This is a genomic window from Chitinophagales bacterium (assembly GCA_019638515.1).
GTDB lineage: Bacteria > Bacteroidota > Bacteroidia > Chitinophagales > LD1 > UBA7692.
Genome location: JAHBTS010000005.1, coordinates 166,879 through 193,203 on the forward strand (window position 1 = coordinate 166,879; position 26,325 = coordinate 193,203).

Sequence of the window (26,325 nt, forward strand, 5' to 3'; positions counted from 1 at the left end):
AGGCGGCTTTGAACTTAGTATAAGCTCAAGATTAGGCATACCCCAAATTGAAGGTGGAATGTTTTGTTTTTTCTCTAAAGAGTATATTAAGCAAGGGGAATTTTGCTTCAAGAATGTAAAAAAAATATTAGATGCTATATTCTTTGAAAGCTAGTGATGGCAATGATTTGGAATGGATTGTGAGAGTGTGGGTTTAAGATTTTTGTAACAAAAAAATGGGCTACGCGTAAAGTGTACCAAGCAAGCGTGTGGAAACACACAGTTGCGATTTTAAGTACCGTACCTGTTTTGTTATGAAAAATTTGAAACTCCTCTTTGCAACACTGTTTGCATTTGTGTGTATCGGAATTGCCCATGCACAATCACCATCTTACGTTACAGCCGATTTTAAAGCGCTGAATACTCAGGGATGTTCCCCATTTGTGGTTCTTTTGTTTGACTCCTCTCGGAGCGATAACACAATTACTGCTAGGAGATGGGTGATAACCAATGCCTCGGGCGATACGGTGTTTCAAGATAATGCCAATAAAACTACAATTGGTTTAAACCTAACAGAGGCAGGATGCTATACGGTATCACTTTTATCGGTGAACCGTTTTCAAGTTTCTGACTATAAGGTGAAGCAAGATTATATCTGCGTGAAGCCACGCCCTAAAATTGATTTTACCTTGTCAACTATGGGTGGCTGTCCTCCACTTACTGTAAATTACCAGTGTAATTCGCAGGCGCTGTGCGGAACCATTGATAGCGTAACCATAGATTTTAAAAATGGAACAGTAGAAACTTTTCCTGCTTGCGGAACTTATGCTGCAACTTATACCAACTCTGGAAATTACACGCCTACTTTCTATGTGAAAAATTCTTGTGGTTGCTATGCCGATTCTACTTGGACGGCACCAATAGTTGTTTCACCAAAACCAACAGCCAGTTTTACTGCCACAGGAAGTACTCAAAGTTGCACTGCTCCTTATGCAGTAAGTTTTAGTGCTCAAACACAAGGCCCAAGAGCTAAATACCAATGGTTTGTAGATGGTGTTAGCCAACAAAATAGTACTTCATTAGCGTTTAATTACAATTTTGGTTATGGTGCGCACGATGTTAAGTTGGTTGTAACCGATACAGTAATTGGCTGTTCAGATACATTAAGCAGATTAGATTATGTAGTGGTGGGGCAACCTGCCCAACCTGCATTTACAGCAAGTAAAACATCGGGTTGTACTCCATTGAATGTTGTGCTTAGAAACCAAACTGTGGGCAATGCTACTAACTTAAAATGGGTGATTACAGATGATCAAAACAATGTAGTAGTGCAGCGTTCTGGTTCTCCAGCTTTATTCGATTCTATCGGGTATTCGTTTTCTACGGTAGGAACTTACAATGTATGTTTAATTGCTACTTTTAATGGAGGTTGCATGGATACTTTCTGTGCGCCTAATTTTATTTCTGTAGGTACTTTGCCGAGTTCAGATTTTACAGTTGATAAAACCGCGCATTGTACGGTTCCGGCTACTTCGGTAGCTACTCTAGTTACGCCTTGCGTGGGTTGTACATACAAATGGAGTACTACTGGTTTGCCCATTGCTAATACAGCTTCGTTGAATGCTACTTACACTACATCGGGCAATAAAAATATCAGTGTTACTGTTACCGATGCAAATGGATGTTCTTCTACAACCACAAAAAATTCTATCGTAAAAATTTCAAACCTAAAGGCAATATTATTTAAAACAGGAAAAGGCGGATGTCCTCCATATACTGTTTCATTTGCAGATAGCACTAGAGCTCCGGAACCAATTACAGGTGTTTCATGGAGTTTTCCGGGAGCTAATATTACTTCGGCCACAGGCAAAACACCTCCGGCTGTTACATACAATACTACCGGTGAATATGTGGTAACCATGCAGGTTCAAACCGCTTCTGGCTGTGTGGCTACTGTAAGAGATACCATTCGTGTATCGAATAAGCCAGCAGGTCCATTTACAGTATCTCCAACTACTGTTTGTTATGAAGAAATACCGAACGTGTTTAAGTGGACAGGCAGTGCATTTGATACTTTATTTTGGTCGTTTGGCGATGGCGGAAAAGCCACTACATTGGTAGATTCAATTAGCTATTTCTATCAAGATTTAGGAAACTTCTCTCCATGTGTAATTGCTTCAAAAGATGGTTGTCGTTCAGATTCTATTTGTTTGAACCAAGTTACCATAAATGGCCCTGCTGCTAACTTTAAAGATTCTTCGCACTGTACAAACAGAAAGCAGTTTTACTACTTAAATGATTCTAAACAAGCTACTTCTTATGTTTGGAGTTTTTGCGATGGCACTACCAGTACTCAGTTTAATATGCAGAAGCTTTATGCCGGTTGCGATACATGCAGTGTTAAACTAACTGCTTACAACAGCCAAACAGGATGTACGCACTCTAAAACATTGCTTACTTCGGTTATTTGCCCCGATGCAGATTTTACTGTGAGCGATACTGTGGGTTGTATCAATTTCCGTCCGGTATTTACCAATACTTCATCGAGCAAAACTCAAACCCGTTGGGATTTTAATACTAATAACGGAAGGCAGTATGTGAATGCTGCTCATAGCCCAACCACTCCTAGCAATACTTATACTACTCCGGGTTACTTTGGAGTATCTATGATAAACACCGATGCTAAAGGTTGCCGCGATACCATTACTAAACCTAACTTAATTAAGATAACTAAGGTAACGGCTAATATGAGTGCAAGCGATACTGTTTTTTGTATTCCTAATACAGTAACATTTACCAATACTTCAACTGCGGCTATGTCTTCGGTTGCCCAAAGTGTGTGGTCGTATGGCGATGGCTCTGATGTTGATTCTTCAAACAATGGTTCTCATGAATACACCGTACAAGGTGTGTACCGTCCGGTACTTACTGTGTACAATGAATACGGTTGCCGCGATACAGCTTCAAAACAAATTTTAGCTAATAAAATTGTGGCTGTGGCTACCTTCGATGACAGTACTTGTGTGGGAACTACCAATTTGTTTTCTAACCAATCTACCGGTATAAACCAAGTATATCAATGGCACTTCCCCGGAGGTATTCCTTCTTACTCTATTGGTAGAAATGTGAATGTAGTTTACAATGTAGAAGGTGATTACCCTGTGATGTTGGTAGTGCACGATAATACAGGAACTTGCCGCGATACTTTACGCGATACAATACACGTTTACAATCCAATTGCAAATTATGGATTAAGTCAAAAATATGCACAATGTCCGAACCCACCATTTTTGGTTCAGTTCTATGATTCTTCTAGAAATGATATTGAAAGTTGGGAGTGGGACTTTGGTGATGGAACGCCAATCTCGAACCTAAGAAATCCATCGCATTATTACCACCATGCAGGTGAATTCCCGGTACGCCTTACCGTAAGAACAAACAATGGTTGCGAAGCAACTGTGGTTAAAGATACTGTAAAGGTAGAAGGTCCTTATGCAACAATGACCTTTGCACCACTGCCGGGAATTTGCCCTTGCGATAGTGTGGAATTTACTATTAACACCGTAAGTGCTGTACAAGCCATTTTATTAGATGGTCAAAACTCACCTTACACTTTCCCTCCAATTGTACCATCAGGTACTTTTGATAATCCTGTGGTGTTGAAAAGAAAAGTACAGTTCTGTACTTCAGGTACAGCCAATGCTCAAGTATTAGTGAGCGATGGTGCCGGGTGTAATGTGTTGCTGCAACCGATTCCGGTTCTTATTGATACGCCTTCTACTCATTTCAGCTTTGTAAACAATGTATGCGACTCCGGCAGTGTATGTTTTACAGACAATACCATGTTCTTTACACCGGGTACTGCATTTGCTTCAAGGCTTTGGAACTTTGGAGATGGCAATACCGATACTGTTGCCAACCCATGCCACGTATTTAGTGCGCCTGGTGATTATATGGTTACACTAACTGTTTACAATAACTTGGGTTGCAGTATGAGCGAAACTCAAAAAGTTCATATTCACGCTTCTCCGAAAGTAATGGTTGCTGCCAACGATTCTACAGGATGCGTGCCACAAACAATACAGTTCTCTAATGTTTCTTTAATAGATTCTACTACAGGAATAGCTTCTTTAAGCTGGGATTTTGGAAATGGAAATACTTCAACCGTAGCAAATCCTTCGCAGGCCTATACTGCTGCTGGTTTATACAATGTTAAACTTACCGTAGTAGATAGTTTTGGATGTACAGGAGTAGGTGGGTTAGATATTGCTATCAATGCGTTACCAACAGCACAAGGCACAGGCGACACCACCATTTGTGTGGGCGGTGCTGCACAACTTTCGGGCTTGGGTGGCGTAAACTGTGTGTGGTCGCCAGCGGTGGGCTTAAACAATCCTGCCAGCTGCAATCCGGTAGCTTCTCCGGATAATGATCAACAATATGTTTTAACCGCTATTGATGCAAACGGTTGCCAAGGTACAGATACCGTATTGGTAAGAGTTGCAAAAATAAATGCCAGCTTTACTGCAAACTCAGTTTGTTTCCCTGCTGCTACTCAGTTTTCATACAACGGATCTAATACCAACGGTAACATAGCTTCGTATTTCTACGATTTGGGCGATGGAAATAATGCTGCAACTGCTAACCATGCACATAGCTATACTGCTGCTAATTCATATAGCGTGCGTTTAATTGTTACCGATAATCATGGTTGCCAAGATGATACTATACAGTCTGTAATTGTAAGAGCTACTCCAGTTGCTCAAGCAATTGCCGATACGGTTTGTTTTGGTCAAGCAACTACACTAACCGATGTTTCTAACTTAGGTGGTGCTAATGCCGTAAGCAGAGTTTGGAACGTAGCCAATCAAGTAAAATCAGATTCAATTGTTACTGTTACATTCCCTACTGCCGGTTTATTTACTGCTACTTTAAAAGTAACAAACGATGCTGGTTGCTCAGACAGTACTTCTATCAACATATTTGTGCGCAGTAATCCTGTGGCAGACTTTACCGCAACACAAGCTTGCGAAGGAAAAGCAACAGATTTTACTGCAACAGCACAGAATGGAACAGGTGTTATCAATAGCTTGTTGTGGGATTTTAATACTGTCGTAGCCGGAGCAGATACAGCAGCCGGAACTAACAATGCTCAATATACTTATGCTGCAGCAGGTACTTACCAAGCAGCTTTGCATGTAGCCGATAACTTTGGTTGTGCTCACGATACCGTAAAACAAGTTACAGTGTTTGTATTGCCTCAAGCATTATTTAGCGTGGCTAACAACTGTACCAATGCCACTATTAACTTTGCATCTAATAGCATTGCAGGAAGCAATAGCATTGCTGCTCACAACTGGATATTTGGTACAGGTACACCAGCAACTTCTACTGCCGCAAACCCTGCCATACAAGTTGGAAATGCTCCCGGAAATTATGCAGTACAATTAGTAGTTACAGATACAAAAGGGTGTGCCGATACGCTTAACTCTGCCTTCAGGATTTTTGAAGGACCGCAGGCTAAAATGTTTGTGTACGACTCTACAGTATGTTTAAACAACTGTGTGCAATTAACAAGCCTTTCAACTCCGGGCGAAGGCAGTATTACTACCTACGCATGGGAAATGAATGCAAATGGAACCGTAGATTACACTACCGATAAAGTAGCTTGCCACAAATATGCAACTCCGGGCAATAAAACAGTAAAACTTACTGTGGCAGATGCCAACGGTTGTGTAGATACAGCTACTACCAATATCCAAATCTTATCAATACCAACAGCAGATTTTCAATGGCAAGCTGTGTGCCAAGCCACTCCAATGGCTTTAATTAACCAATCGGTACAGGGCAGTGGTGCATTGCAATCTTGCTTGTGGATTTTCCACGATGGAAGTTTCAATAACTCTTGCAATACCAATAAAGTGTTTACCGTTGGTGGCGACTATCCGGTATCATTTGTAGCCGTAGATGTATTTGGTTGTTCTGATACTGTAAGCAAAATGGTTCATGTTGATGTGCCTACACAGTTAGATGTAAATGCTGGCGATACCACCATCTGTAAAGGTGAGTTGGTAGCCTACAATGTACAAGGTGTGTTCTCTCAAATAGAATGGAAACCTGCTACTTATGTAAGCAACCCTACTGAAGCAAATGTGGTTATCAATCCATCTTCTTCTATTAAATACATTGTTGAAGCTAAAAACGGAGCTTGTAAGCCTGTGTTTGATACCTTAAAAGTAGATGTGATTCAACAAGTACCATTGGCTGTGAGCGCAGCACCAGATAAAGTATTGTTAGGTGTAAATACCAACATTACTGCAGAAATAGGCGGTAAAATAGATAGCATTATTTGGTCGCCAAGCGAAGGTTTAGATTGCTACAACTGCAGCAACCCTAAAGCTACTCCTCAAGCAACCACAACCTACTATGCTACCATCTACTACAGCATGAATGGTGTTACTTGTACACAAACCGATTCTGTATCCATTACAGTATTTGAAAGCTGTGGCGAAAGTCCAATATTCGTACCAAATACCTTTACTCCAAATGGTGATGGTTTAAATGATGGCTTCACTATTCGCGGAGCAGGTATTTCAAGAATCAAAAATTTCCGCATATTCGACCGTTGGGGAAAAATGGTTTTTGCAACAGAGAATGCACCAATCAATTCTGCTGCCGCTTCTTGGTTCGGAACCGATATGGGCGGAAAAGAATTGAATCCGGGAGTATTTGTTTACATGTACGAAATTGTGTGCATGAACAACGAAGTGCTTACAGGAAAAGGAAATATAACTCTAATTAAATAAACCTCTAAACCCTCAAAATCATGAAACTTAAACAAATTGTAAACAACTTTTTATCTATAGAAAAAAATAAAATCACAAAACTTGTACCTATGAAAACAATCTCTACCAAAATTAAAACCCTAGCAGCAGCCATGTTGGTAGCAAGCGGGATGTACGCACAAGATGTACACTTTTCGCAATACACTATGGCACCTATGTTGCTCAATCCGGCTCTCGCAGGCTTGAACCAATGCGATTACCGTGTGGTAGCAAACTTTAGAACTCAATGGACTGCCATAAACGGTTTAAATACATATAGCACAGTTGCAGGAAGTGCAGATTTTACTGTAGGAAAAATTACTAAATACAACAGTTTTGCCGGAGCGGGAATGAACTTTTTTTACGACCAAGCTGGCGACCTTAAATTTAATACCAGCAGGGTAGATTTGAATGCAGCATACCACTTTATGCTTAACCGCAAAGGAACCATGAGCATTAGTGCCGGATTGCAAGGGAGTTTTAATTTTAGAAGAATTGACGCATCCAAAGCTACCTTCGATTCTCAGTGGGATAACAGCACAGGCTCAGTAGATCCCAATGGCGTAAAAGAAACCTTTGGTAGAACCCAAATGATGTTTGGCGATGCCGGTTTTGGATTGTTCTTTTCTGCACTAACCAAAAAAGACCACAATATCTATTTAGGATTTTCATTAACGCACTTGAACCAGCCTAAAATTTCATTCTATCCAAACACTACAGATGCTTCAAATGTAAACGAACGTTTATACATGAAACTGAGCATACATGGCGGAACACAATTGTACATTACCAGAAAATTAGCCGTAACACCTCACTTTATGGCATTGGTGCAAGGACCTTCGCAGCAATACAATATTGGTGCCAACGTAAAAATGAAGTTGAGCAATATTCCTTCAGACCAAACAGCCATTTATTTTGGAGCACAATACCGCGGTTTGTTTTATAGCAAAGGCGGTCCGGTAGATGCTGTTATTCTTTCTACACGTGCCGATTACAAAGGATTTACCTTTGGATTTAGTTACGACATCAACGTATCGAAATTATTGCCGGCTACCAATACTGTTGGCGGACCGGAATTAGTAGTGATGTACCAAGGCTGCTTTAATAAAAAGCCGCGCCCGGGTCATTGTCCTGCACTTTAATCAGTGCTTACAGCAGCAAGTTCATTTGCAAAGCGCTAGCAGGTATTCACCAAGAAATTATTCAACTTTCATAACAGGTACACGCACTCCATTGTTAAAAGGATGGAGTGCTTTTTCACCCAATCTTGAACCGAACTGAACTAAAGACTTTCATAACAGGTACACGCACTCCATTGTTAAAAAGATGGAGTGCTTTTTCACCCAATCTTGAACCGAACTGAACTAAAGACTTTCATAACAGGTACATGCACTCCATTGTTAAAAGGATGGAGTGCTTTTTCACCCAATCTTGAACCGAACTGAACCAAAGACTTTCATAACAGGTACACGCACTCCATTGTTAAAAAGATGGAGTGCTTTTTCACCCAATCTTGAACCGAACCGAACCAAAGACTTTCATAACAGGTACATGCACTCCATTGTTAAAAAGATGGAGTGCTTTTGTTTTAGCCATATATGGAATGTGTCTAAACATTTTACAATCCTTGCCAAATTTCTTTGTGTTTTCTTTTTATTTTCGCCCGCGTTTTAAAAAAGCAATAAATCATAAGCTATAAAATGAAAGACCAATACGAATTAGAACTCAGCCAGTGGATTAGCAACGAGAAAACTGCCTTGGACTTGTTAGATGCAGCCAGCAAACTACAGCTAAACAGAAGTGTGGAACTGGTGCTTTTTAGAAGAAAGTTATTCGATAAAAGAATTACCGAGATTATTAACGATCACGTATATGTTAGAAAATTTTCGGGTATTCCGGTTACTTTAGATATTACACTCAGCCTTACTCAGGCATTGAGTAAGCTAAACCTAGCGCCTTCAAGAATAGACCTTGGCCGCTTGTGTAAAGAATGGTTAGAAGAAGGAAAGAATTTTCCTGATTACGATGCTTTTGTAGCTGAAAAACTGAAAGATTTTATAGGAGCAGAGCGTAAAGTATTAAAGCCACGCGATGTGGTATTGTATGGTTTTGGAAGAATTGGCAGACTTGCCGCCAGAATTTTAATTGAGCACGCAGGCAGCGGTCAGCAGTTGCGCCTAAAGGGAATTGTTACGCGCGAAAGAGGTACCGATGATTTGGAAAAACGCGCATCGCTATTGAGCAAAGATTCTGTGCACGGAAAGTTTGCCGGAGCAGTAGAAGCCGATATGGAAAGCGGAAGCATTGTTATCAATGGACATAAAGTGAAAATGATTTCTGCGGCATCGCCTTCAGAAATAGATTATACAGAATATGGAATCAATGATGCTATCATTATTGATAACACAGGCGTGTGGCGCGATGAAAAAGGTTTGGGCGAACACCTAAAAGCCAAAGGCAGCGATGTAGTATTGCTTACAGCTCCCGGAAAAGGCGATATTCCTAATATCGTTTATGGTGTAAACCACCAAGGATTTTCAACCGAAAAGCAAAAGATATTTACTGCTGCCAGCTGCACTACCAATGCAATTGTTCCGGTAATTAAAGTAATTGAAGATAGTTTAGGTATAGAGCAAGGACACATAGAAACCGTTCATGCTTATACCAACGACCAAAATCTGCTAGATAACTATCACAAGAAATCTCGCAGAGGAAGAGGCGCACCAATCAACATGGTAATTACAGAAACAGGTGCCGGCAAAGCAGTTACCAAAGTTTTCCCACACATGAAAGGAAAGCTAACCTCTAATGCTGTGCGCGTGCCGGTGGCAAATGTTAGTTTGGCAATATTGAGTTTACAAGTTAAAAAGCAAACCACTTTAGAAGAAGTAAATGCCCTGTTGCGCGATGCTTCGCTGTATGGCGAATTGGTGGAGCAGCTCGATTTTTCGGTGAGCGAAGAATTGGTTTCCAGCGATGTAATTGGCAATAGCCATGCTTGCGAAATTGATAGCAAAGCCACTATTGTTGCCGAAGATGGAAAACGTGTGGTAATATATGCTTGGTACGATAACGAGTATGGATATACCTGCCAAGTTGTACGACTGGCAAAGCATTTGGCCGGAGTTAGAAGATTGGTTTATTACTAATAATATAAAAAAGCAGCGCACTTGGAATATACCGAATGCGCTGCTTTAATTTCATAAAAATGGCAGGAAAACTGAAAGCAACCTCCGATAGCAGCAAAATAGAATTTGCAAATGCTGCCAACTATTTGGTGGGTATAGTTGTAAGCGAATATCATGCAGATATTTGTGAGAAACTAAAGAAAGCAGCCGTAGCAACTCTGAAAGCAGCAGGTGTTCATTCCAAAAACATTGTGGTGAAATATGCTCCCGGAGCATACGAAATACCATTGGCTGCACGCTGGCTCTTCGATTCAGGCGATTTTGATGCCATCATCTGCTTAGGCTGTGTAATAAAAGGAGATACTGAGCACGATTTTTATATAAACGATGCCATTGCCAAAAAACTCATGGATATGAGCGTGCAAGATGAAGCTCCATTTGTATTTGGTGTACTTACCGTAAACAGCAAACAGCAAGCCACAGACCGCTCCGGTGGTAAGTTGGGAAACAAAGGCGAAGAATGTGCCTTAGCTGCACTCAAAATGCTTTCTTTGCGCGATACCATTACTGAGTAGTTATGCAACTTTATACAATTGATACCGGGCTGTTTAAACTCGATGGCGGAGCCATGTTTGGCGTGGTTCCCAAAACAATTTGGCAAAAACTTAATGAACCGGATGCCAATAATTTATGTACGTGGGCAATGCGATGCCTACTTATACAAGACGGCAAACAACTTATTCTTATAGACTGTGGCGTGGGTAATAAGCAAAGCGAAAAATTCTTTAGCTATTATGAGCCGCATGGCAGTGCCACTTTAGAACGCAGCCTGAATGCACTTGGTTTCACAAAAGCAGATATTACAGATGTGGTACTTACACACTTGCATTTCGATCATTGCGGTGGAGCCATAGAGCGCGTTGGAGCGCAGTTGTTGCCTGCATTTGCTAATGCCACTTATTGGAGCAACGAAAGCCATTGGGCATGGGCCACACGCCCCAATGCACGTGAGAAAGCCTCTTTTTTATCAGAGAATATTCTGCCGATTCAAGAAAGCGGGCAGTTGAAGTTTATTGAAAATGAAGCCAATAGCATTCATCCCAAAATTACTTTTAAAACAGTAAGCGGACACACAGAGAGCATGCTTATTCCGCATATCAGCTGGAAAGGAAAAACATTGGTGTATTGTGCCGATTTGTTTCCTTCGATGGCACATTTGCCATTGCCTTATGTAATGGCTTACGATACGCGCCCACTGCTAACCTTAGATGAAAAGAAAACATTTTTAGAAGCAGGCGTGCAGCAAGAACATATTTTCTTTTTTGAGCACGATAAACAAGTGGAATGTTGTACTTTACAACAAACAGAAAGAGGCATAAAAGAAAAAGATGTATTTAAGTTAAGCGAGTTGAAGTAGTTTTTTATATTTGCGCCCGCAAAATGGCGAGGTAGCTCAGCTGGTTAGAGCGCAGCACTCATAATGCTGAGGTCGGGGATTCGAGCTCCCCCCTCGCTACTAAAGCTCTCACAAACTTGTGAGGGCTTTTTTATGCCATAAACAGCATGCTTTAAGTAAGAATCGGGCAATTTTAAGCTAGAAGAAAATAGATGGCTTATTATTTTCGCTATTGTTTAATGATGCACAAAATTTCACTTGTTGCCATATTGCTATTGCTTGTTCAACTACTTGTAGCACAAGATAAAAAGGCGTTGAAAGGGCAGGTAATAGATAAAGATTCTCGATATCCCATTATTGGAGCATCGGTAATGGTGGTAGGTTCTAATCCGGTTATTGGAACGCTTACCGATGAAAATGGGTACTACAAATTAGAAGTGCCACTTGGCAGAATATCGCTCAGTGTTTCTTATATTGGCTATAAGAGTGGAGGAGCCAACGATGTATTGGTGGTATCGGGAAAAGAAACCCAAGTAAACATTGCATTAGAAGAAAAAGTAAGTGAAATAAATGAAGTAGTAATAACTGCCAATAAAGAACAAGGTAGGGCAAAGAATGAATTTGCTGCTGTAAGTGCGCGGTCGTTTGATGTAGAACTTACCAGCCGCTTTAGCGGAAATAGAAACGATCCGGCTCGAATGGCATCGAATTTTGCAGGTGTAAGCGGTGCCAACGATGCTCGCAACGATATTATTATTCGGGGAAATTCGCCCATGGGAATGCTGTGGCGGTTAGAGGGTATAAATATTCCAAGCCCTAACCACTTTGGAAGTTTCGGGAGCACCGGAGGGCCGGTAAGTATGCTCAATAATAATACCTTGGCTCATGGCGATTTTTTTACTTCTGCTTTTCCTGCAGAATATGGGAATGCGCTATCGGGCGTATTCGATTTGGCAATGCGGAATGGTAATAAAGACAAGCATGAGTTTTTGTTGCAGCTTGGTTTTAATGGAATAGAAGCAGGTGCTGAAGGACCTTTTCATAAGAAGAAAAGCCAAGCTTCTTTTATGATAAATTACCGCTATTCTACCCTTGCTTTCTTTAAGTTATTAAAGGCAAATTTTGGTACGGGAACTGCTGTGCCACAATATCAAGATTTAAGTTTTAAGGTAGATGTGCCTACTAAAAAAGCAGGCATTTTCAGGTTTTGGGGTTTAGGAGGTTTAAGTTCTATTGAATTGCTTGGCTCCAAGGTAGATTTGGCAAAGAATCCCAATAATTTATATGGCAACGAGAATCAAGATATTTACAATAAAGTGCGCACGGGCGTGTTTGGATTTTCGCACACCTATTTTCTTACAAAAAAATCGTATTACAAGTTAAATCTGGCAGTGTCGCATCAAGGACAGTTTGCCGATATAGATTCTGTAAGCATTGTAAACAGAAGCGATATAGTGCGTGTAAATAAGGTAGCCTTGCTACAAAACAAAGGATCGGCTCATATACTTTACAACAATAAGATAAACGCAAAGAATGTGGTTACGGCAGGTGTAATTGCCGATGTTTTTAATTTAAATTTTAATGATAGTTTAAGAATAGATTCTGTATCGTTTGCGGCAGTAAAAGCAGGTAAAGGCTGGAGTGCACTTATAGAAAGTTATGCCATGTGGCAGCATAAATTCAATACACAGCTTTCGCTCAATACTGGCGTGCATATACAGTATTATACATTAAGCAATAGCGTGGCGCCCGAGCCTCGCGTGAGTTTAAAATATCAGTTTAGAGAAAATCAATTTGTAAGTATCGGATATGGTTTGCATCACCAAATTCAGCCATTGCCAACATACTATAATCACGAAATTGGAGTAGGAGCGAGCAATAAACCCACTAATTTAGGAATGGGTTTTAGCCGCAGCCAACACATAGTGGCAGGTTACGATTTAATGTTCTACAAATCGTTTCACTTAAAAACAGAGGCCTATTTTCAATACATAGATAAAGTGCCAATTGAGCGTTTTAGAAGTTCCTTTAGCATGTTGAATGCCGGAGCAGATTTTGCTACGCCCAACAATACTTATTTAGTAAACAGAGGTGTTGGGTACAATTATGGTTTAGAAGTAACACTCGAAAAGTTTTTTGCTCAGGGATATTATTTTTTACTTACAGGCTCGGTGTTTCAATCGCAATATAAGGGCAGCGATAATGTGTGGCGCAATACGGCTTTCAATGGTTTGTATGTGGTAAATGCGTTGGGAGGCTACGAGTATCGTTTTGGAGGGAAAAAGGATAAAACAAAGCGGCATATTGTAGCTGCCGATGTAAAGGCAACTGTTGCCGGAGGGCGGTATTACACACCTATTGATGAAACGGCCAGCGCAATGGCTCATGCGCAGGTGCTAATAGATTCTTTGGCGTTTTCAAAAAAGTATCAAGATTATTTCAGAATAGATTTAAAGGTGAGTTATAGGATTAGTTTAAAGCGGGTAACGCAGGAATTTTCAACTGATTTTCAAAATTTAGCAAACATTAAAAATATATTTAGAAAAGTGTATAATCCGCGCACTAACTCACTTAACAATGAATATCAGCAAGGATTATTCATTTTGCCGCAGTATCGTTTGCTTTTTTAGCTTTTATTGTTCGCTAATTATTTACATAATTGCGATATAGTAAAATTTAAAAAACAAAATAAAATGAAAAAACAACTACTCTCATTGGCAGCTTTTGCTTGTTCAGCCGTATTATTTGCACAAAATCCTCAGATACAAAATGGTGGCTTTGAAACTTGGCCAAGTAATGCAAAAGCACCATCTAATTGGAGTACCATTGAATCGGCAGCTAACGAAGCCGGAGTGGGAGCATTATTGAGTGGAAAAACATTTAGTTCAAAAGAAACTGCTGCAGGAGCGTATGTAGAAGGTGTGCAGGCCATCAGCATTCAAAATGATGAAATTACAGTGCCAGTGAGCGCAAAAATTCCGGGAACTTTAATGTATGGTAAAATTATTGTCAATGTAGCCGCGCAAACCTTTACGCCAAAAGGAACGCCATTTACAGGCTCTCCCGATGTAATTAAGTTTGCATATAAATATGTTCCGCAGGGTAGCGACTCGGCCTCTTTCTTTGTGCGCTTAACTAAATTCAGCGCATTGGTGGATTCTTCTGAAACCATTGGTGGGGTATTTGAAAATTTAGCAGCTACCAGCACTTGGGATAGCGTTGCGGCTCCAATTGAATACGATTCACTTTTTGCCGGAGGACCGGATTCTGTATTAGTAGGTTTCCTTGCAGGTGGTATGAACAACACCAAAGGCTCTAAACTTTGGGTAGATAACGTTCGCTTTGTTTATAATACCAGCACCGGAATTGTAGAATTACCAATAGAAACACCTACAGTTAAAGTTTATCCTAATCCGGTTGTAAGCACACTTAATTTAGATATAAAAGAAGTTACTCCTAATACTATCATTTCAATTTATGGTTTAGATGGTAAGCAAAATGTTTCTAAAAAATTGGAAGGCAACAGTATTTCAGTAACAGAGCTTGCTGCAGGTCGTTACTTATTCACTATTTCAGCCAATGGAAAAGCAGCAGGAGTTGGCAGTTTCAACGTAATTAAATAATAAAAATCAATATCATTCATGAAGGCAACTAATATTCTTGAAACAATAGGTAATACACCCCACGTAAAGGTTAATCGCTTGTATGGCAATGCCAATGTTTGGATAAAACTAGAAAGAACCAATCCGGGTGGAAGTATTAAAGACCGCATTGCACTTAGCATGATAGAAGATGCTGAAAAACGCGGTTTAATTAAAGCAGGAAGCGTAATTGTGGAGCCTACATCCGGCAATACCGGCATTAGTTTGGCAATGGTGGCAGCCGTAAAAGGTTACAAGATTATTTTGGTTATGCCCGAAAGCATGAGTATTGAAAGAAGACGACTTATGAAAGCCTATGGCGCAACTTTTGAACTTACTCCTCGCGAGAAAGGAATGAAAGGCGCTATAGAAAAGGCACAAGAAATTGTTGCCTCTACACCCAATGCGTGGATGCCACAACAGTTTGATAATCCTGCCAATATTGAGGCGCATGTAAACACTACTGCGCAAGAGATTTTAGCCGATTTTCCAAACGGTGTAGATGTAGTTGTTACAGGCGTTGGTACCGGAGGGCATATTACCGGTATTGCCAAAGTATTGAAAGAGAAATTTCCAAATACAAAAGTATATGCAGTAGAGCCGGCTTTATCTCCGGTAATTAGCGGGGGAAGTCCTGCTCCACACCCTTTGCAAGGACTTGGAGCAGGATTTATTCCTACCAATCTTCAAACAGATTTATTAGATGGTGCAATTTTGGTAACTAAAGATGCCGCTTATGAGTATGCTATCCGCGCTGCTAAAGAAGAGGGCATATTTGCCGGAATTTCAACGGGTGCTACATTGGCGGCTATTGCACAAAAGCTAAGTGAAATTCCGCAGGGCGCAACGGTATTGGGGCTTAATTACGATACCGGAGAGCGTTACCTTTCTATAGAAGGCTTATACGAAGCCTAAACTTTAATTACAATTGATAATAATTGGCTTGGTTACTGCACCGTTGCTTAAATGACCTGCACGGTCTTTAATAAAAACGGTGTAAACCAATGTATCATCGGGGCAACCCGGAGCAGGAGAGCAATTTCGTACCTTGCAGGTAAGTGCCGAAGTAGTAAATTCAATTTCTCCGGAAATGGATGCGTACTTTCCTTTTGCTTCTACATAAGGAAGCGATTTGGCTTCTAAACAACTATCGCGATGGTCTAAAAGAATGAGCGACCAATGGTTGTCTTTAAAGTAGCTGGTATCGGAATATAAATCGCAAGGTTGCGATTGGTAGGTGGGTTTAGAACTGCTTTCGGGACCCAAATCGGCATCGCCATCGGTGAAATTAAGGGTGAAGCGAACGGTGTCGTACTCTTGCACGCGCTCAGCCGATGCCTTTGAAAATTCAATAAATGGTTCTACCGGGTAGGTAGGTGGTTTTTTAGCACACTGCATAAGCAATAGCACTGTAAATAGCACTCCCGAAATCGGCAATATCCTTTTATCTATCATGCGTGCAAGATGAAAAAAAACGATTGAAAAGTTTTCATAAAAATGCATAGTCGTTGGTAATCTATTGTTGCCTTGCTGTTGTAAGAACGTAAATCGTTTAGTTTCGTGCCTTCATTTTTTTTAGGATGGATAAAAGGCTTAGAGCCCACTTGTTTCTTTTGGTGGTGAATTTGTTTTATGGTGCTGGTTTCTCGGTTTCAAAATTGATGATGCCAGCTTTCTTAACGCCTTTTGCTTTTATCTTTATTCGGGTTAGTGTTACGAGTGTGCTGTTTTTACTATTGCAGCGCTTCTTCATTAAAGAGCATATTAAGAGAAAAGATATTCCACTATTAATAGTATCGGCTTTGTTTGGTGTGGTAATAAATCAAGAGATGTTTTTTCTTGGATTGGAGCGAACTACTCCTATAAATGCGGCTCTTATTATGATTATGACACCAATTTTGGTGTTTCTGTTTTCTTTTTTTCTGCGCTATGAAAGGGCAACATGGCAAAAAGTAACGGGCTTGTTTTTTGGTGCAGGTGGGGCTTTTTTAATTATGAGTGGAAAGGGTTTTAACTTTTCATCCGATACACTTTTAGGCGATTTTTTTATTTTGATAAATGCTACTTCGTATGCTGTTTATTTGGTAATAGTTCGGCCTTTAATGAAAGAGTATCATCCGCTTACCGTAATTACTTATGTGTTTTTATTTGGAATGGTGCCGGTTACTGTTTTTGGCATTGGTGATTTTGCAGCCATTCAATGGCAGCACTTTACGGTTGTGGCATGGGGCGGTTTAGTTTTTATTGTGGTGTGCACCACATTTTTGGCGTATTTGCTTAATATATTGGCATTGCGTGAAGTAAGTTCATCGGTAGTGGGAGCGTATATTTATTTGCAGCCGGTGTTGGCAGGCGTAATTGCAATTTGGCTTCAGCAAGATGCCATTACTACCGAAAAAATAATAGCGGCATGCAGTATATTTTTGGGTGTATCGCTGGTGTCGTTTTCGCCAAGTAAATTATTGCATACCACTGCGAAAAATTAGTTTGAAACTTTACAGTACACTTCTATCTTAGCCGCCAATAATTAAACACATATAAAATGAATTTTCCTGCTGGTTTAAAGTATTCTAAAGAACACGAATGGGTAAAAGTAGATGGCAATGTTGCGTTTGTTGGCATCTCGGATTTTGCACAAAAGGAGTTGGGCGATATTGTGTATGTAGATATTGAATCTATTGGAAAATCGTTAGCAAAAGATGCTGTATTTGGTACTGTTGAAGCAGTGAAAACTGTATCGGATTTATATATTCCTGTATCGGGAAAAGTATTGGAAAAAAATGCAGCACTTGATGCACAACCTGAATTGGTAAATTCTGATCCGTATGGCGAAGGTTGGATTATTAAAATTGAACTTTCTGCTCCGGATGAATTGAGTGCATTGATGGATGCCGATGCATACCAAGCACATATTGGTCTTTAGTTTTTACTTAGCCATTTCCATAATTGAATTTTTAGCTTGCCTGCCATAGAAAGTGGTTGGTAAAAGTCGGCTTCGCGGGCAGTAGGTTTATACTGCTTTAGTAAATTGAAGTATTGCTGCCAGTGTGGTTGCAGTAGGGGATCGTTTCCTTCAAGAATTGTACGTATGGTATAGAAATTGAAGTGGATGAAAACAATAGGATAGTTTCCTGCCAGTATTTGGTTTTGTGCTGAGGTGCGCGGGCAGTTTTCAATATTCCAGCCGGCAACGTTGCAGCCTTTATGTTCAAGAATAAGTGTGCTTGGTTCTATAATTGGAAGTAGGTCTAAATATTTTTGGTCATCATACAAACCGCGCCAGTAGTTTTTTTGACAGCGATATAAACAACATGCTGCCCACCATTCTAGTGCATTTTTTGCATCGGAATGTGCGGCAAAAAAACCGGCATTGTACAGTCCGAATTTTAGATTGTTTTCTAACCAAAATTGGTTTTGGGTTGGTGAAAATGAGTAGCGATGCGGAGTTAGCAGTATGCGATTGCTGCTTAATAAATCGAATAAAAATTCGGGATTATTAAAGAATGCAATATCGTTGTCTATGTATATTACTTTTTGCGAATGCTGTAGTAAGTATAGTATAAACACAGGCTTTAAACTCCATCGCAGTTTATCGCCTTTATATTTTAGTATTATAGGAAGTGCCGTGGGATTTGCCAAATCGCTGAGTGCATAAAATTTAATGTGTTCTGTTTTTTTTATGCCGCCCAAGTCGGTAACTAAAACATGCAACTGAAATGGTTGTGTGCAACATTGCAGCAATGTTTGGTACAATGCTTGTACTTTATACAAATAATCTGAAGATGCAATGGTGCAGAAGTGATTCAATGTTTCCTATTGTGGAAGTAAATATAACAACACCTAATTAGCAGCGAAATGGCTTAAATTCTGCATAGTTGCCATGTGGTGATGATGAACATGATAGATGGTGAAATACAACATTTCGCGCATGGTTATTTTTCCCACCAATGGATGCGGAAGCATGAGTTTGTCAAGATCTTCTTCTGATGTTTGGTGAATGTAAGCACATAGCTTTTGTATTTCGTTTTTCAGTTTTGTTTTTAGTTCAGTTCCTTTTGGGTAAGTGGAGTTGTTGGGTATATAACTGCGGGTTGCCTTCCCACCATTTTTTAAAACGAGTAAATAGGCGTTTACCAATTCTTCATAAGTTCTGCTTTTGTGTGTTGCTTTTCCGCCAATAAGTCGAACAATAAATTGTGGTAGTATGAATGCCAACTTTACGGGTTTTACACTCAAATAAATGTGTTCAAGTTGTTGCCCTGCGGTCCATTTTTTATCGAAACTGTAACGAAGTTGCTCTTCGGTTAAAGTATCTAAGTAAGCAATGAATGCAAGATAATTTTCGTTGAGCTGCTTAATGATAGTTGGTTTATCCATATCGTTTTTTTTAGAAGAGAATAAATGCTTTTGGAGCATTATTGCTTTATGAGTTTATGTGTAGTGCATTGGTTGTGTTCGGTATGTATTTGAATTAAATAAATGCCATTGGTTAAGTAGTCAACCGATATTTTTTCATTGAATTTTGCACTGCCTGTTTTCACTACCGCCCCAACCATATTTAATATGCTGAAGGTAAATTTTTCCATTGATGTTTCGTTGCTTTTTATTGCGAAAAAGTCTTTTGTGGGTGTGGGAAGAATATGTAGATTGATAGGAGAGGTATTGCTTTCGTTTATTGCTAAAGGCGAAAATGAAATGCGTATTGCATTGCTAGTTTGTGAGCCGCCAACCACGCAATTGGTTCCGCTGCTTATTACACATACAATGGTGTCGCCATTGTTTAGTGTGCTATCGGAATAAGTTGGAGCGTTGGTACCTACCGGTAAGTTATTTTTTAACCATTGGTAGTTTGGAATTGGATTGTAAGAGTTTATATACCCACTTTTTAAGGTTGAGTAGAATGTAACTTTTGTTCCGGTATTGATGTTGCTGTTAGGGAATGCAGCAATATCAATAGATGCGCAATACAATTCTAATGGATCACTTATTGATGGACTACAATCGCAACTATCGCCAATATTGTCGGCATCAATATCTTCTTGGTAGGGGTTATAGGTGTATGGACACATATCAGAAACATCAGCAGCATTATCGCCATCGGCATCGGCAACTACATTTAATATTGAGGTTCCCGAGTGTGTGGCATAAGTAGCTTGTATGGTTGTAGCTCCAACGGCTGTTATAGTAGATTCTCCTTGTGTACTTACTGTATTGCTTATGGTTGCAATAGATGTATTACTGCTAAGCCATACTACTGAATCTGAAATATCTTTAGTAGAATTATCGGAATAAACACCAATTGCTTTAAAGCGTAGTTTGGTGCCGTTTCCGGTTGTTGGGTTAATAGGTATTACGCTTACAGATATTAAAGTTTGGCAAATTGAAAACTTAAAGAGAATTGTAAGTACGAGGGTTAGTGTATTTTTTGTAAAGTTAAAGTTCATATAGTCTTGCTTTTTATTGCGAAAAATTTCGAGTTGAAAATACATCTTGTTTCTAAACTGATTGCACTATTCTTTTGATGTTGTACAGAAAAGAATTTGAGTTTAATTCTAACCTATAGCCTTTGTATAAGATTCTTTTAAATTACTTTTTCTATTTATGAAGAATAGAATTTAATTCTATCAACGCAATAAACGGAGAGAAGCAACGTATAATAGGGAGTTATTTTTAGGAGGAAATTTATTGGCTGTTTTTTAACTACGAAAGAACCTAAGTATATTCCTTTTCTAAAGATATATTTTTTCATCCATTAAATTAAAAGTATGAACACACTAAGATTCTGTTGCATCTTTGCCTTGGCATTGGGTTTGACACATTGTAAAAAGGATGACAGTACCCAAAATTCGGAGACTGTTCCCGAGGTGTACAAAAAAATATATGGTGCCACCAGCATTACTTCCGATGGTACGTATGTTTACATAAAAACCCAAGGTACGCCCGATCATAAAAGTGTTTATTATCCTTCGAGCAATAGTTTATACGAAAACTTTTCCGGTACTACATTTGGTGGAAACACTTTTCATAAGAATCCTAACTCTATTTCATCCAAAAGTTATACGTTTAAAATTCCACAAAATCCTGAGGTTGCTTCCAATCATGCAGCCACTCCTCTAGGACCCATTGGTGTTTCGTTGAATGGTGTTCCGTTTTTTAACCAATATGCAGGGCCTAATCAGCCGCTTACAAACGAAGTAGTTTCTTTCGACCAATGGTGGGGACATCCTGCACAAAATGGCGATTATCATTATCATGTAGAGCCAACTTATTTAACAACGGTGAAGGAAAGCAAATCTGCATTGTTGGGCTTTCTCTTAGATGGTTTTCCTGTGTATGGGCCAGAGGAAAATGGCGCTGCTGTTGATGCTAGCAGTTTAGATGCGTATCACGGACATGTTGGTAAAACTGCAGATTATCCAAACGGTATTTATCACTATCATATCACAGATACCGATCCTTACATAAACGGCAATGGTTTTTATGGTACGGCAGGTACTGTTTCTCAGTAGCCTACTTTTGCTTGGGGCTTGCGGTAAGCAGGCTGAGTTTAAATGCTTTAATACAGATTCGCTGCGCTTAGAGTTCCGAAATGGAGTTGCGTATCATAACAATGTGCCATTCACAGGAACTGTATTTGAACTAAATAAAGCAAATGATACTGTTTTAATTCGTACATGGAACAAAGGGAAAGAGCATGGCGAATGGAAGCATTTTTATTCTAACGGACAGTTGGCTGAACTCCGCTATTTTAAGAATGGAACAAAAGTAGATACTCTAAAACGTTGGTGGGAGAGTGGGCAAGCGCAATTGCAGTGCTCATTTAAGAATGGTGAATATCATGGTTTATTGCAAGAATGGAATAAAGATGGTCTTCTTACCAAGGAAATGCATTACAACGAAGGTTATGAAAATGGCAGTCAAAAAATGTATTACAACAATGGGAAAGTTAGGTGCAATTATGTGGTGAAAGATGGCAAGCGCATTGGATTGTTGGGAACTAAAAATTGTGTAAATGTATCGGATAGTATTTTTAAGTAGAAGTGCAATGTTGTTGTTCTGCCTAAGCATTTTTGCCTGCAATACCAAGCAGGCTAGATTGCCCTATTACAATACGCCCGATTTTACCCCCAGCTTTTTAGAAAATGATGCGCAAGTAATGGATAGCATTATGCATCAAATAGAAGATTTTGCGTTTGTAAATCAAGATGGAAAACTGGTTTCAGAAAAATCGATTGAAGGAAAAATTCATGTTGCCAGTTTTATTTTTACCTCGTGCAGAGGTATTTGCCCAACCATGACACAGCACCTCAAAAAGGCAAGTACTTATTTTGAGAAAGACAGCAATGTTGTATTTCTTTCTTTTAGCGTAACGCCTTGGATGGATAGCACAGCAGTGCTTAAGGCATACAAATTGCGTTACAACATATCTAACCCTAATTGGCATTTTCTTACAGGTAGAAAGGATGCTATTTACCATCTTGCCAGAACCTCTTATTTTGCTGAAGAAGATTTAGGATTTACTAAAGACAGTACAGATTTTTTGCATACCGAACACCTGTTACTTATTGATAAAACCAAGCGATTGCGCGGTGTATATAATGGAACACTACAGTTGGATATTGAAAATTTGATGGCTGATATTAAAGCACTTTCGGCAGAAAAGTGAGTGCAAAATTGGCTTTAGTTCATAAATGCCCACTTTTTTTTGACTCAAATAGCCGAGTTCACAATTCTGAATTTCGTCAAGTTCAAAACTTATATCATCAAGGTCTCTGTTGTTAGATAAAACGTCTAAAATTTCATTGTAATGTAGGCATTGTTTAAAGCGTATAGACGCTAAGTTTGGTATAGTGTTTCTCTTCCCATTTAGGGTTCATTTTATATGTGCGAAATCTACTTTGTGTGTGAAGTATTCAAGCCCCAGTATGAGTAAAATGGCACTGATATTGTTTACTTTTTGTATTAAAGATAATAAGCCCCACTCAGCTGAAATATATAAGTAGGTTGCGAAGTAGAATATGAGTATGCACAAAACAGCATAGTATTTAAAGAAGAGTAGGTTAGATTTTAAAACATACACGGTAATGCAAATAATACATGCCCAAAACAAGTTGGCTGAAATGGCCAGCATAAGATCATGAAAGGGAGTTACAACCAAAAATGTACATGGCATGGTTAGCACACCAACGTACTTTATGAAGTTTGAAGCAACTTTATTGGGTACCTTTTGCGACATGTTTACAAAAAATATGGCACAGCTTATTGAGTAAAAAAACATACCTGTGTAAGCCCAGTATCTAGATGTATTTACAGTTCCGTTTAATGCCTTTGCTCCAAATAAGTTACTGAAAAAGTTATTTGCCCAATCGAAGCCAATGGAATTTTTGTCTTGGAAGGTGCCTCCCGGATAAACAGCTATTGCTACAAGCATAAAGAGTAGCGAGATGCTGATGCCTATTAAAACTGCGTACTTTTTTAGTATCCCCATTTTAATATACAAGATTTCTAAACGATATATGGTTGTGCTTTTCCATGCTTACCCATTTTTTTATTGTTTGCTCAAAATCTAAGAAAAACTTATTTGTGTCTTTTTCAAAATTGCTTGGGTTTTTGTTGCTTGCTTGCAAGCGTTGCAACTTCTTGTATGCGTTTTTCCCTTGTTTCTGCTCGTTTGGCAAGTACAATCCATTGCAGCAATGCCTTTTTGGTAGATTTACTTAAGCTCAAAAAAAAGTTCATGGCATTTGCATGTGCCGTTAGTGCTTCTTTTAGGTCTGCTGGTATTTCTAATGCTTCAACGCTGTCTAAAATACACCATGAGCCATTTTGTTTTGCAATTTGAATGCACGCTAGACCTGCATGAGTCATAAGTCCTTTTTCAATAAGGATAGATACTTTCTGCTTGTTTATTTTAGACCAAGTGCTGTTGGGTTTTCGCTTGCTAAAAAATTGGATGGTTCTTTCTTCATCCAGTGTTTTCTTTATACTGTCAATCCAACCAAAGCATAAGGCTTCATCTACGGCATCGCTCCAAGTTACGCTAGGTTTGTTGGTACTTTGTTTATACATAATGAGCCAAACGGCATCTTTATGAACATGGTTTTTTGCCAACCAATTTCTCCACTGCTCTTTAGTTTTGGGGTAATAGTGTTCTATTTCGCTGATAGACATTTTTATTTCATTACAGCAATGATAATACTAACAATTAAAATTCCGGTTAGGTGATATGCGCCACTAATAACTCCATAATAAATTGGACGTGGCATATTGGGGTTTATAGCAATATTTATAGTGTTTGCCACCAAGAATCCAATGCCAATAACCAATGCAAATTCAATGGCAGAACTGATAGAAGAAATGTTTAGTGCATACATCAATAATGCACTGGCAATTGTTATTACAAATGAACAAATGGCAGGGCCAATAATAAAAATAGGAGCAGGTTTTTTAGGTAGGCTGTTTTCCTTGCCAAGCGATATGGCATACTGCTTTTTGAAGAATAAAGTGAACCATAGTGCACCAAGCATATAGTATGCAATAAATGCAATTAAAGCACTCGCCCAATTTAGATTTGCTAATTGATTAAGCATGATTTTTTCATTTTAAGTTACTTGTCGTTATTGACGGTGCAAACATAAAATGGGGCTGCGACAGCCCTGTGTCAGGGGTGAAAGATATATTAGTGGTAACGGTCAAAATATTCTTGGAGCGTCATTTTATGAGGCGTAAATTTTTCATCCAAAGTATGGAGAGTGCTAATTCTATCTAATCTGAAAAAGCGAAATTCTTTTCTTGAGCGGCACCATGCAATTAGTAACCAATTTTCTGTTGTGCTGATAAGTGCAAATGGCTCTACTATTCGGTTTGATGTTTTATGCTGCTCGTTGGTATAGGTTATTTTTATGAGCAAAAAGTTGGTGAGTGCATGTTGTAGCTCAGAAATATTGTTGCTGTTTCTTTCTCTATTTACATTTAGTTCAAACCGTGTTCTATCGGCAAGTAGGTTAGCTTTGTCTTTATCTGTTTGTCTTAGTACAGCTTTTATTTTATCAATAGCTTCAGAATAGTCTTTAATAAATGAGGCATCTTTGTTTTTTAGTACTAACTGTTCGGCAAGTATTAAAGCATTTGCTTGGCTTTGGGTAAACATAATTGGTGGTATTTTATAGCCATCCATTAAGGAATAGCCCTTTCCTTCTTCGGTAAGAATAGGAACGCCTGCTTGCTCCAGCGCCCGAATATCTCTATAAATGGTGCGAATGCTTACATTGAACTTATTTGCCAATGCAGTTGCAGTTACAAGCCGTTTGCTTTGCAATTGAAGTAGAATAGCTGTAAGTCTAGAAAGTCTTTTAGTATCGTTATCGTTCATTAGTTAAATGCTGGTCTTTGCTTTTGGTGCAGTTTATCAAAATGGCTACCAACAGCTTCTATCCTTGCGTTTGGGCTGGGAGTAGGATACGCTAAACTGCCTGCTTGGCACGAATGTATGAAAGAAAACTACACTTCAAATCAACAACTACAACCCGCTTGCACAAAGCCAATGTTGGCAGATATCACGCTCTTTGGAGGTGTGGTTATCGTTAAAATACAGCTATATGTAAAGAATTATTTCTTTATGATGTCTATGAATTTCCTTATCACAAGAAACCATCCTGTTGAAGTGAAGAGTATAACGTGAATCGTTTTCAATCCAAATGTTATAAATGCTATAGTGATTGAAGTTACAACAACAAAAAGAAGTAACAATTTCCAATTATCACTCATGTCCTGAAATAGGTTTTGGTACGCCCCCCCCAAAAAATACGGTTTAAAAGTAGATAAAGGTTTAACTAAAAAAAAACTGTAAGCAATGAAAAAGGTAAATTTGGTTTCCCTACATTTTTTGTTTTTTCTCAGCCAGCACTATTTTTCATCACCAATTGGTTAAGCTAAAACTATTTTAGGACTAGACAGATTAGTTTTGGGTGATGTAAGTTGCGGAAAGGGTTGATTTTGTTGGGTTTGTTTAAAATGGGGTGGGAAGTATTTAAGAAACTGTGGCGGGGATTTGAATGGATGCTGATTAGTTTGTGATTACCTGTTTTAGTAGTTGGTCTTTTTTATCGAAGACTAGGATAATAACGTAAGGAATGTTGTCTGATAGTTTAATTTTTTTGGATTTGTATTGGCAGTATTCTTTATTGCGAACGAAATAGTATTGCTTGATGGTAGTGTCTGTTTTGATAGTGGCATCGGGTTTGGGGAATATTGTGTTTAACTTTTGTCTTGTGACTTCAACTTGCGGACAACTATGGTTGTTTAAAGCCTGAATGCGGCTTAGGAAAGTTCGATTTAGTTCCTTATTTTGAAAATTA

General features: G+C 39.1%; 22 protein-coding genes and 1 tRNA gene. 14 read left to right on the forward strand and 9 right to left on the reverse strand.

Translation table 11 applies throughout. The features are described 5' to 3' along the window. Positions 1 to 302 precede the first annotated feature (302 nt). From KF872_10335 to cysK, 9 genes are all read left to right on the forward strand, one after another. Complete coding sequence (locus tag KF872_10335; GenBank protein MBX2903942.1) at positions 303 to 6,785, forward strand: PKD domain-containing protein; 6,483 nt, start codon at positions 303 to 305, stop codon at positions 6,783 to 6,785. 89 nt (positions 6,786 to 6,874) lie between these two features. Then, positions 6,875 to 7,945, forward strand: coding sequence for a PorP/SprF family type IX secretion system membrane protein (locus KF872_10340; protein MBX2903943.1), 1,071 nt, complete (start codon positions 6,875 to 6,877; stop codon positions 7,943 to 7,945). 558 nt (positions 7,946 to 8,503) lie between these two features. Beyond that, the gene (locus tag KF872_10345; protein ID MBX2903944.1) at positions 8,504 to 9,952 is read left to right on the forward strand and encodes a glyceraldehyde-3-phosphate dehydrogenase; all 1,449 of its coding nucleotides are present in this window, start codon (positions 8,504 to 8,506) and stop codon (positions 9,950 to 9,952) included. Between the two features lie 59 nt (positions 9,953 to 10,011). Then, entirely contained in the window at positions 10,012 to 10,506 is a 495-nt protein-coding gene (locus KF872_10350; GenBank protein ID MBX2903945.1) for a 6,7-dimethyl-8-ribityllumazine synthase, read from the forward strand. Between the two features lie 2 nt (positions 10,507 to 10,508). Continuing rightward, complete coding sequence (locus tag KF872_10355; GenBank protein MBX2903946.1) at positions 10,509 to 11,348, forward strand: MBL fold metallo-hydrolase; 840 nt, start codon at positions 10,509 to 10,511, stop codon at positions 11,346 to 11,348. 25 nt (positions 11,349 to 11,373) lie between these two features. Beyond that, positions 11,374 to 11,447 (forward strand) — tRNA-Met (locus KF872_10360). A gap of 119 nt (positions 11,448 to 11,566) precedes the next feature. Beyond that, positions 11,567 to 13,957 (forward strand): TonB-dependent receptor, encoded by a 2,391-nt coding sequence (locus tag KF872_10365; protein ID MBX2903947.1) that lies wholly within the window; start codon positions 11,567 to 11,569, stop codon positions 13,955 to 13,957. A 63-nt stretch (positions 13,958 to 14,020) separates the two neighbouring features. Then, positions 14,021 to 14,950, forward strand: a complete 930-nt coding sequence (locus KF872_10370; GenBank protein ID MBX2903948.1) for a T9SS type A sorting domain-containing protein — start codon at positions 14,021 to 14,023, stop codon at positions 14,948 to 14,950. A gap of 18 nt (positions 14,951 to 14,968) precedes the next feature. Next, positions 14,969 to 15,883, forward strand: a complete 915-nt coding sequence (cysK, locus tag KF872_10375) for a cysteine synthase A (GenBank protein MBX2903949.1) — start codon at positions 14,969 to 14,971, stop codon at positions 15,881 to 15,883. Between the two features lie 3 nt (positions 15,884 to 15,886). Here the strand turns inward: cysK and KF872_10380 are convergent, their stop codons facing one another. After that, positions 15,887 to 16,423: a hypothetical protein gene (locus tag KF872_10380; protein ID MBX2903950.1), complete on the reverse strand. Its 537-nt coding sequence runs from the start codon at positions 16,421 to 16,423 to the stop codon at positions 15,887 to 15,889. Between the two features lie 125 nt (positions 16,424 to 16,548). Here KF872_10380 and KF872_10385 point away from each other — a divergent pair, with 125 nt between their 5' ends. Together KF872_10385 and gcvH are read left to right on the forward strand one after the other, a co-directional pair. After that, positions 16,549 to 17,454: a DMT family transporter gene (locus tag KF872_10385; protein MBX2903951.1), complete on the forward strand. Its 906-nt coding sequence runs from the start codon at positions 16,549 to 16,551 to the stop codon at positions 17,452 to 17,454. Positions 17,455 to 17,510: 56 nt separating this feature from the next. Next, entirely contained in the window at positions 17,511 to 17,891 is a 381-nt protein-coding gene (gene gcvH / locus KF872_10390) for a glycine cleavage system protein GcvH (GenBank protein MBX2903952.1), read from the forward strand. Here gcvH and KF872_10395 read toward each other — a convergent pair. Genes KF872_10395 through KF872_10405 form a run of 3 tightly spaced genes read right to left on the reverse strand, consistent with a single transcriptional unit; the run spans position 17,888 to position 20,412 of the window. After that, positions 17,888 to 18,775 carry a hypothetical protein gene (locus KF872_10395; protein MBX2903953.1) on the reverse strand — a complete coding sequence of 296 codons (888 nt, stop codon included), beginning with the start codon at positions 18,773 to 18,775 and terminating at the stop codon, positions 17,888 to 17,890. The genes gcvH and KF872_10395 overlap by 4 nt on opposite strands. Positions 18,776 to 18,808: 33 nt before the next feature. Then, positions 18,809 to 19,345, reverse strand: a complete 537-nt coding sequence (locus KF872_10400) for a DinB family protein (GenBank protein MBX2903954.1) — start codon at positions 19,343 to 19,345, stop codon at positions 18,809 to 18,811. Between the two features lie 38 nt (positions 19,346 to 19,383). Beyond that, a complete protein-coding gene (locus KF872_10405; GenBank protein MBX2903955.1) occupies positions 19,384 to 20,412 on the reverse strand; it encodes a T9SS type A sorting domain-containing protein in 1,029 nt (342 codons plus the stop codon). Between the two features lie 321 nt (positions 20,413 to 20,733). Here KF872_10405 and KF872_10410 point away from each other — a divergent pair, with 321 nt between their 5' ends. Genes KF872_10410 through KF872_10420 form a run of 3 tightly spaced genes read left to right on the forward strand, consistent with a single transcriptional unit; the run spans position 20,734 to position 22,634 of the window. Next, positions 20,734 to 21,477: a YHYH protein gene (locus KF872_10410; protein ID MBX2903956.1), complete on the forward strand. Its 744-nt coding sequence runs from the start codon at positions 20,734 to 20,736 to the stop codon at positions 21,475 to 21,477. Next, a complete protein-coding gene (locus KF872_10415) occupies positions 21,449 to 22,006 on the forward strand; it encodes a hypothetical protein (GenBank protein MBX2903957.1) in 558 nt (185 codons plus the stop codon). The genes KF872_10410 and KF872_10415 overlap by 29 nt, the downstream gene beginning before the upstream one ends. 7 nt (positions 22,007 to 22,013) lie before the next feature. Continuing rightward, complete coding sequence (locus KF872_10420) at positions 22,014 to 22,634, forward strand: SCO family protein (GenBank protein MBX2903958.1); 621 nt, start codon at positions 22,014 to 22,016, stop codon at positions 22,632 to 22,634. Positions 22,635 to 22,841: 207 nt separating this feature from the next. On the opposite strand, the gene KF872_10425 is transcribed toward KF872_10420, so the two are convergent. The 5 genes from KF872_10425 to KF872_10445 all read right to left on the reverse strand — a co-directional run. Next, complete coding sequence (locus KF872_10425) at positions 22,842 to 23,456, reverse strand: hypothetical protein (GenBank protein ID MBX2903959.1); 615 nt, start codon at positions 23,454 to 23,456, stop codon at positions 22,842 to 22,844. Between the two features lie 104 nt (positions 23,457 to 23,560). Next, entirely contained in the window at positions 23,561 to 24,139 is a 579-nt protein-coding gene (locus KF872_10430; GenBank protein MBX2903960.1) for a YdeI/OmpD-associated family protein, read from the reverse strand. A gap of 2 nt (positions 24,140 to 24,141) precedes the next feature. After that, positions 24,142 to 24,558, reverse strand: a complete 417-nt coding sequence (locus KF872_10435; protein ID MBX2903961.1) for a DUF1761 domain-containing protein — start codon at positions 24,556 to 24,558, stop codon at positions 24,142 to 24,144. Positions 24,559 to 24,647: 89 nt separating this feature from the next. Further along, positions 24,648 to 25,340 carry a YafY family transcriptional regulator gene (locus KF872_10440; GenBank protein ID MBX2903962.1) on the reverse strand — a complete coding sequence of 231 codons (693 nt, stop codon included), beginning with the start codon at positions 25,338 to 25,340 and terminating at the stop codon, positions 24,648 to 24,650. A 693-nt stretch (positions 25,341 to 26,033) separates the two neighbouring features. After that, positions 26,034 to 26,325, reverse strand: a 292-nt coding sequence (locus KF872_10445) for a hypothetical protein (protein MBX2903963.1), incomplete at its 5' end; no start/stop codon positions are given.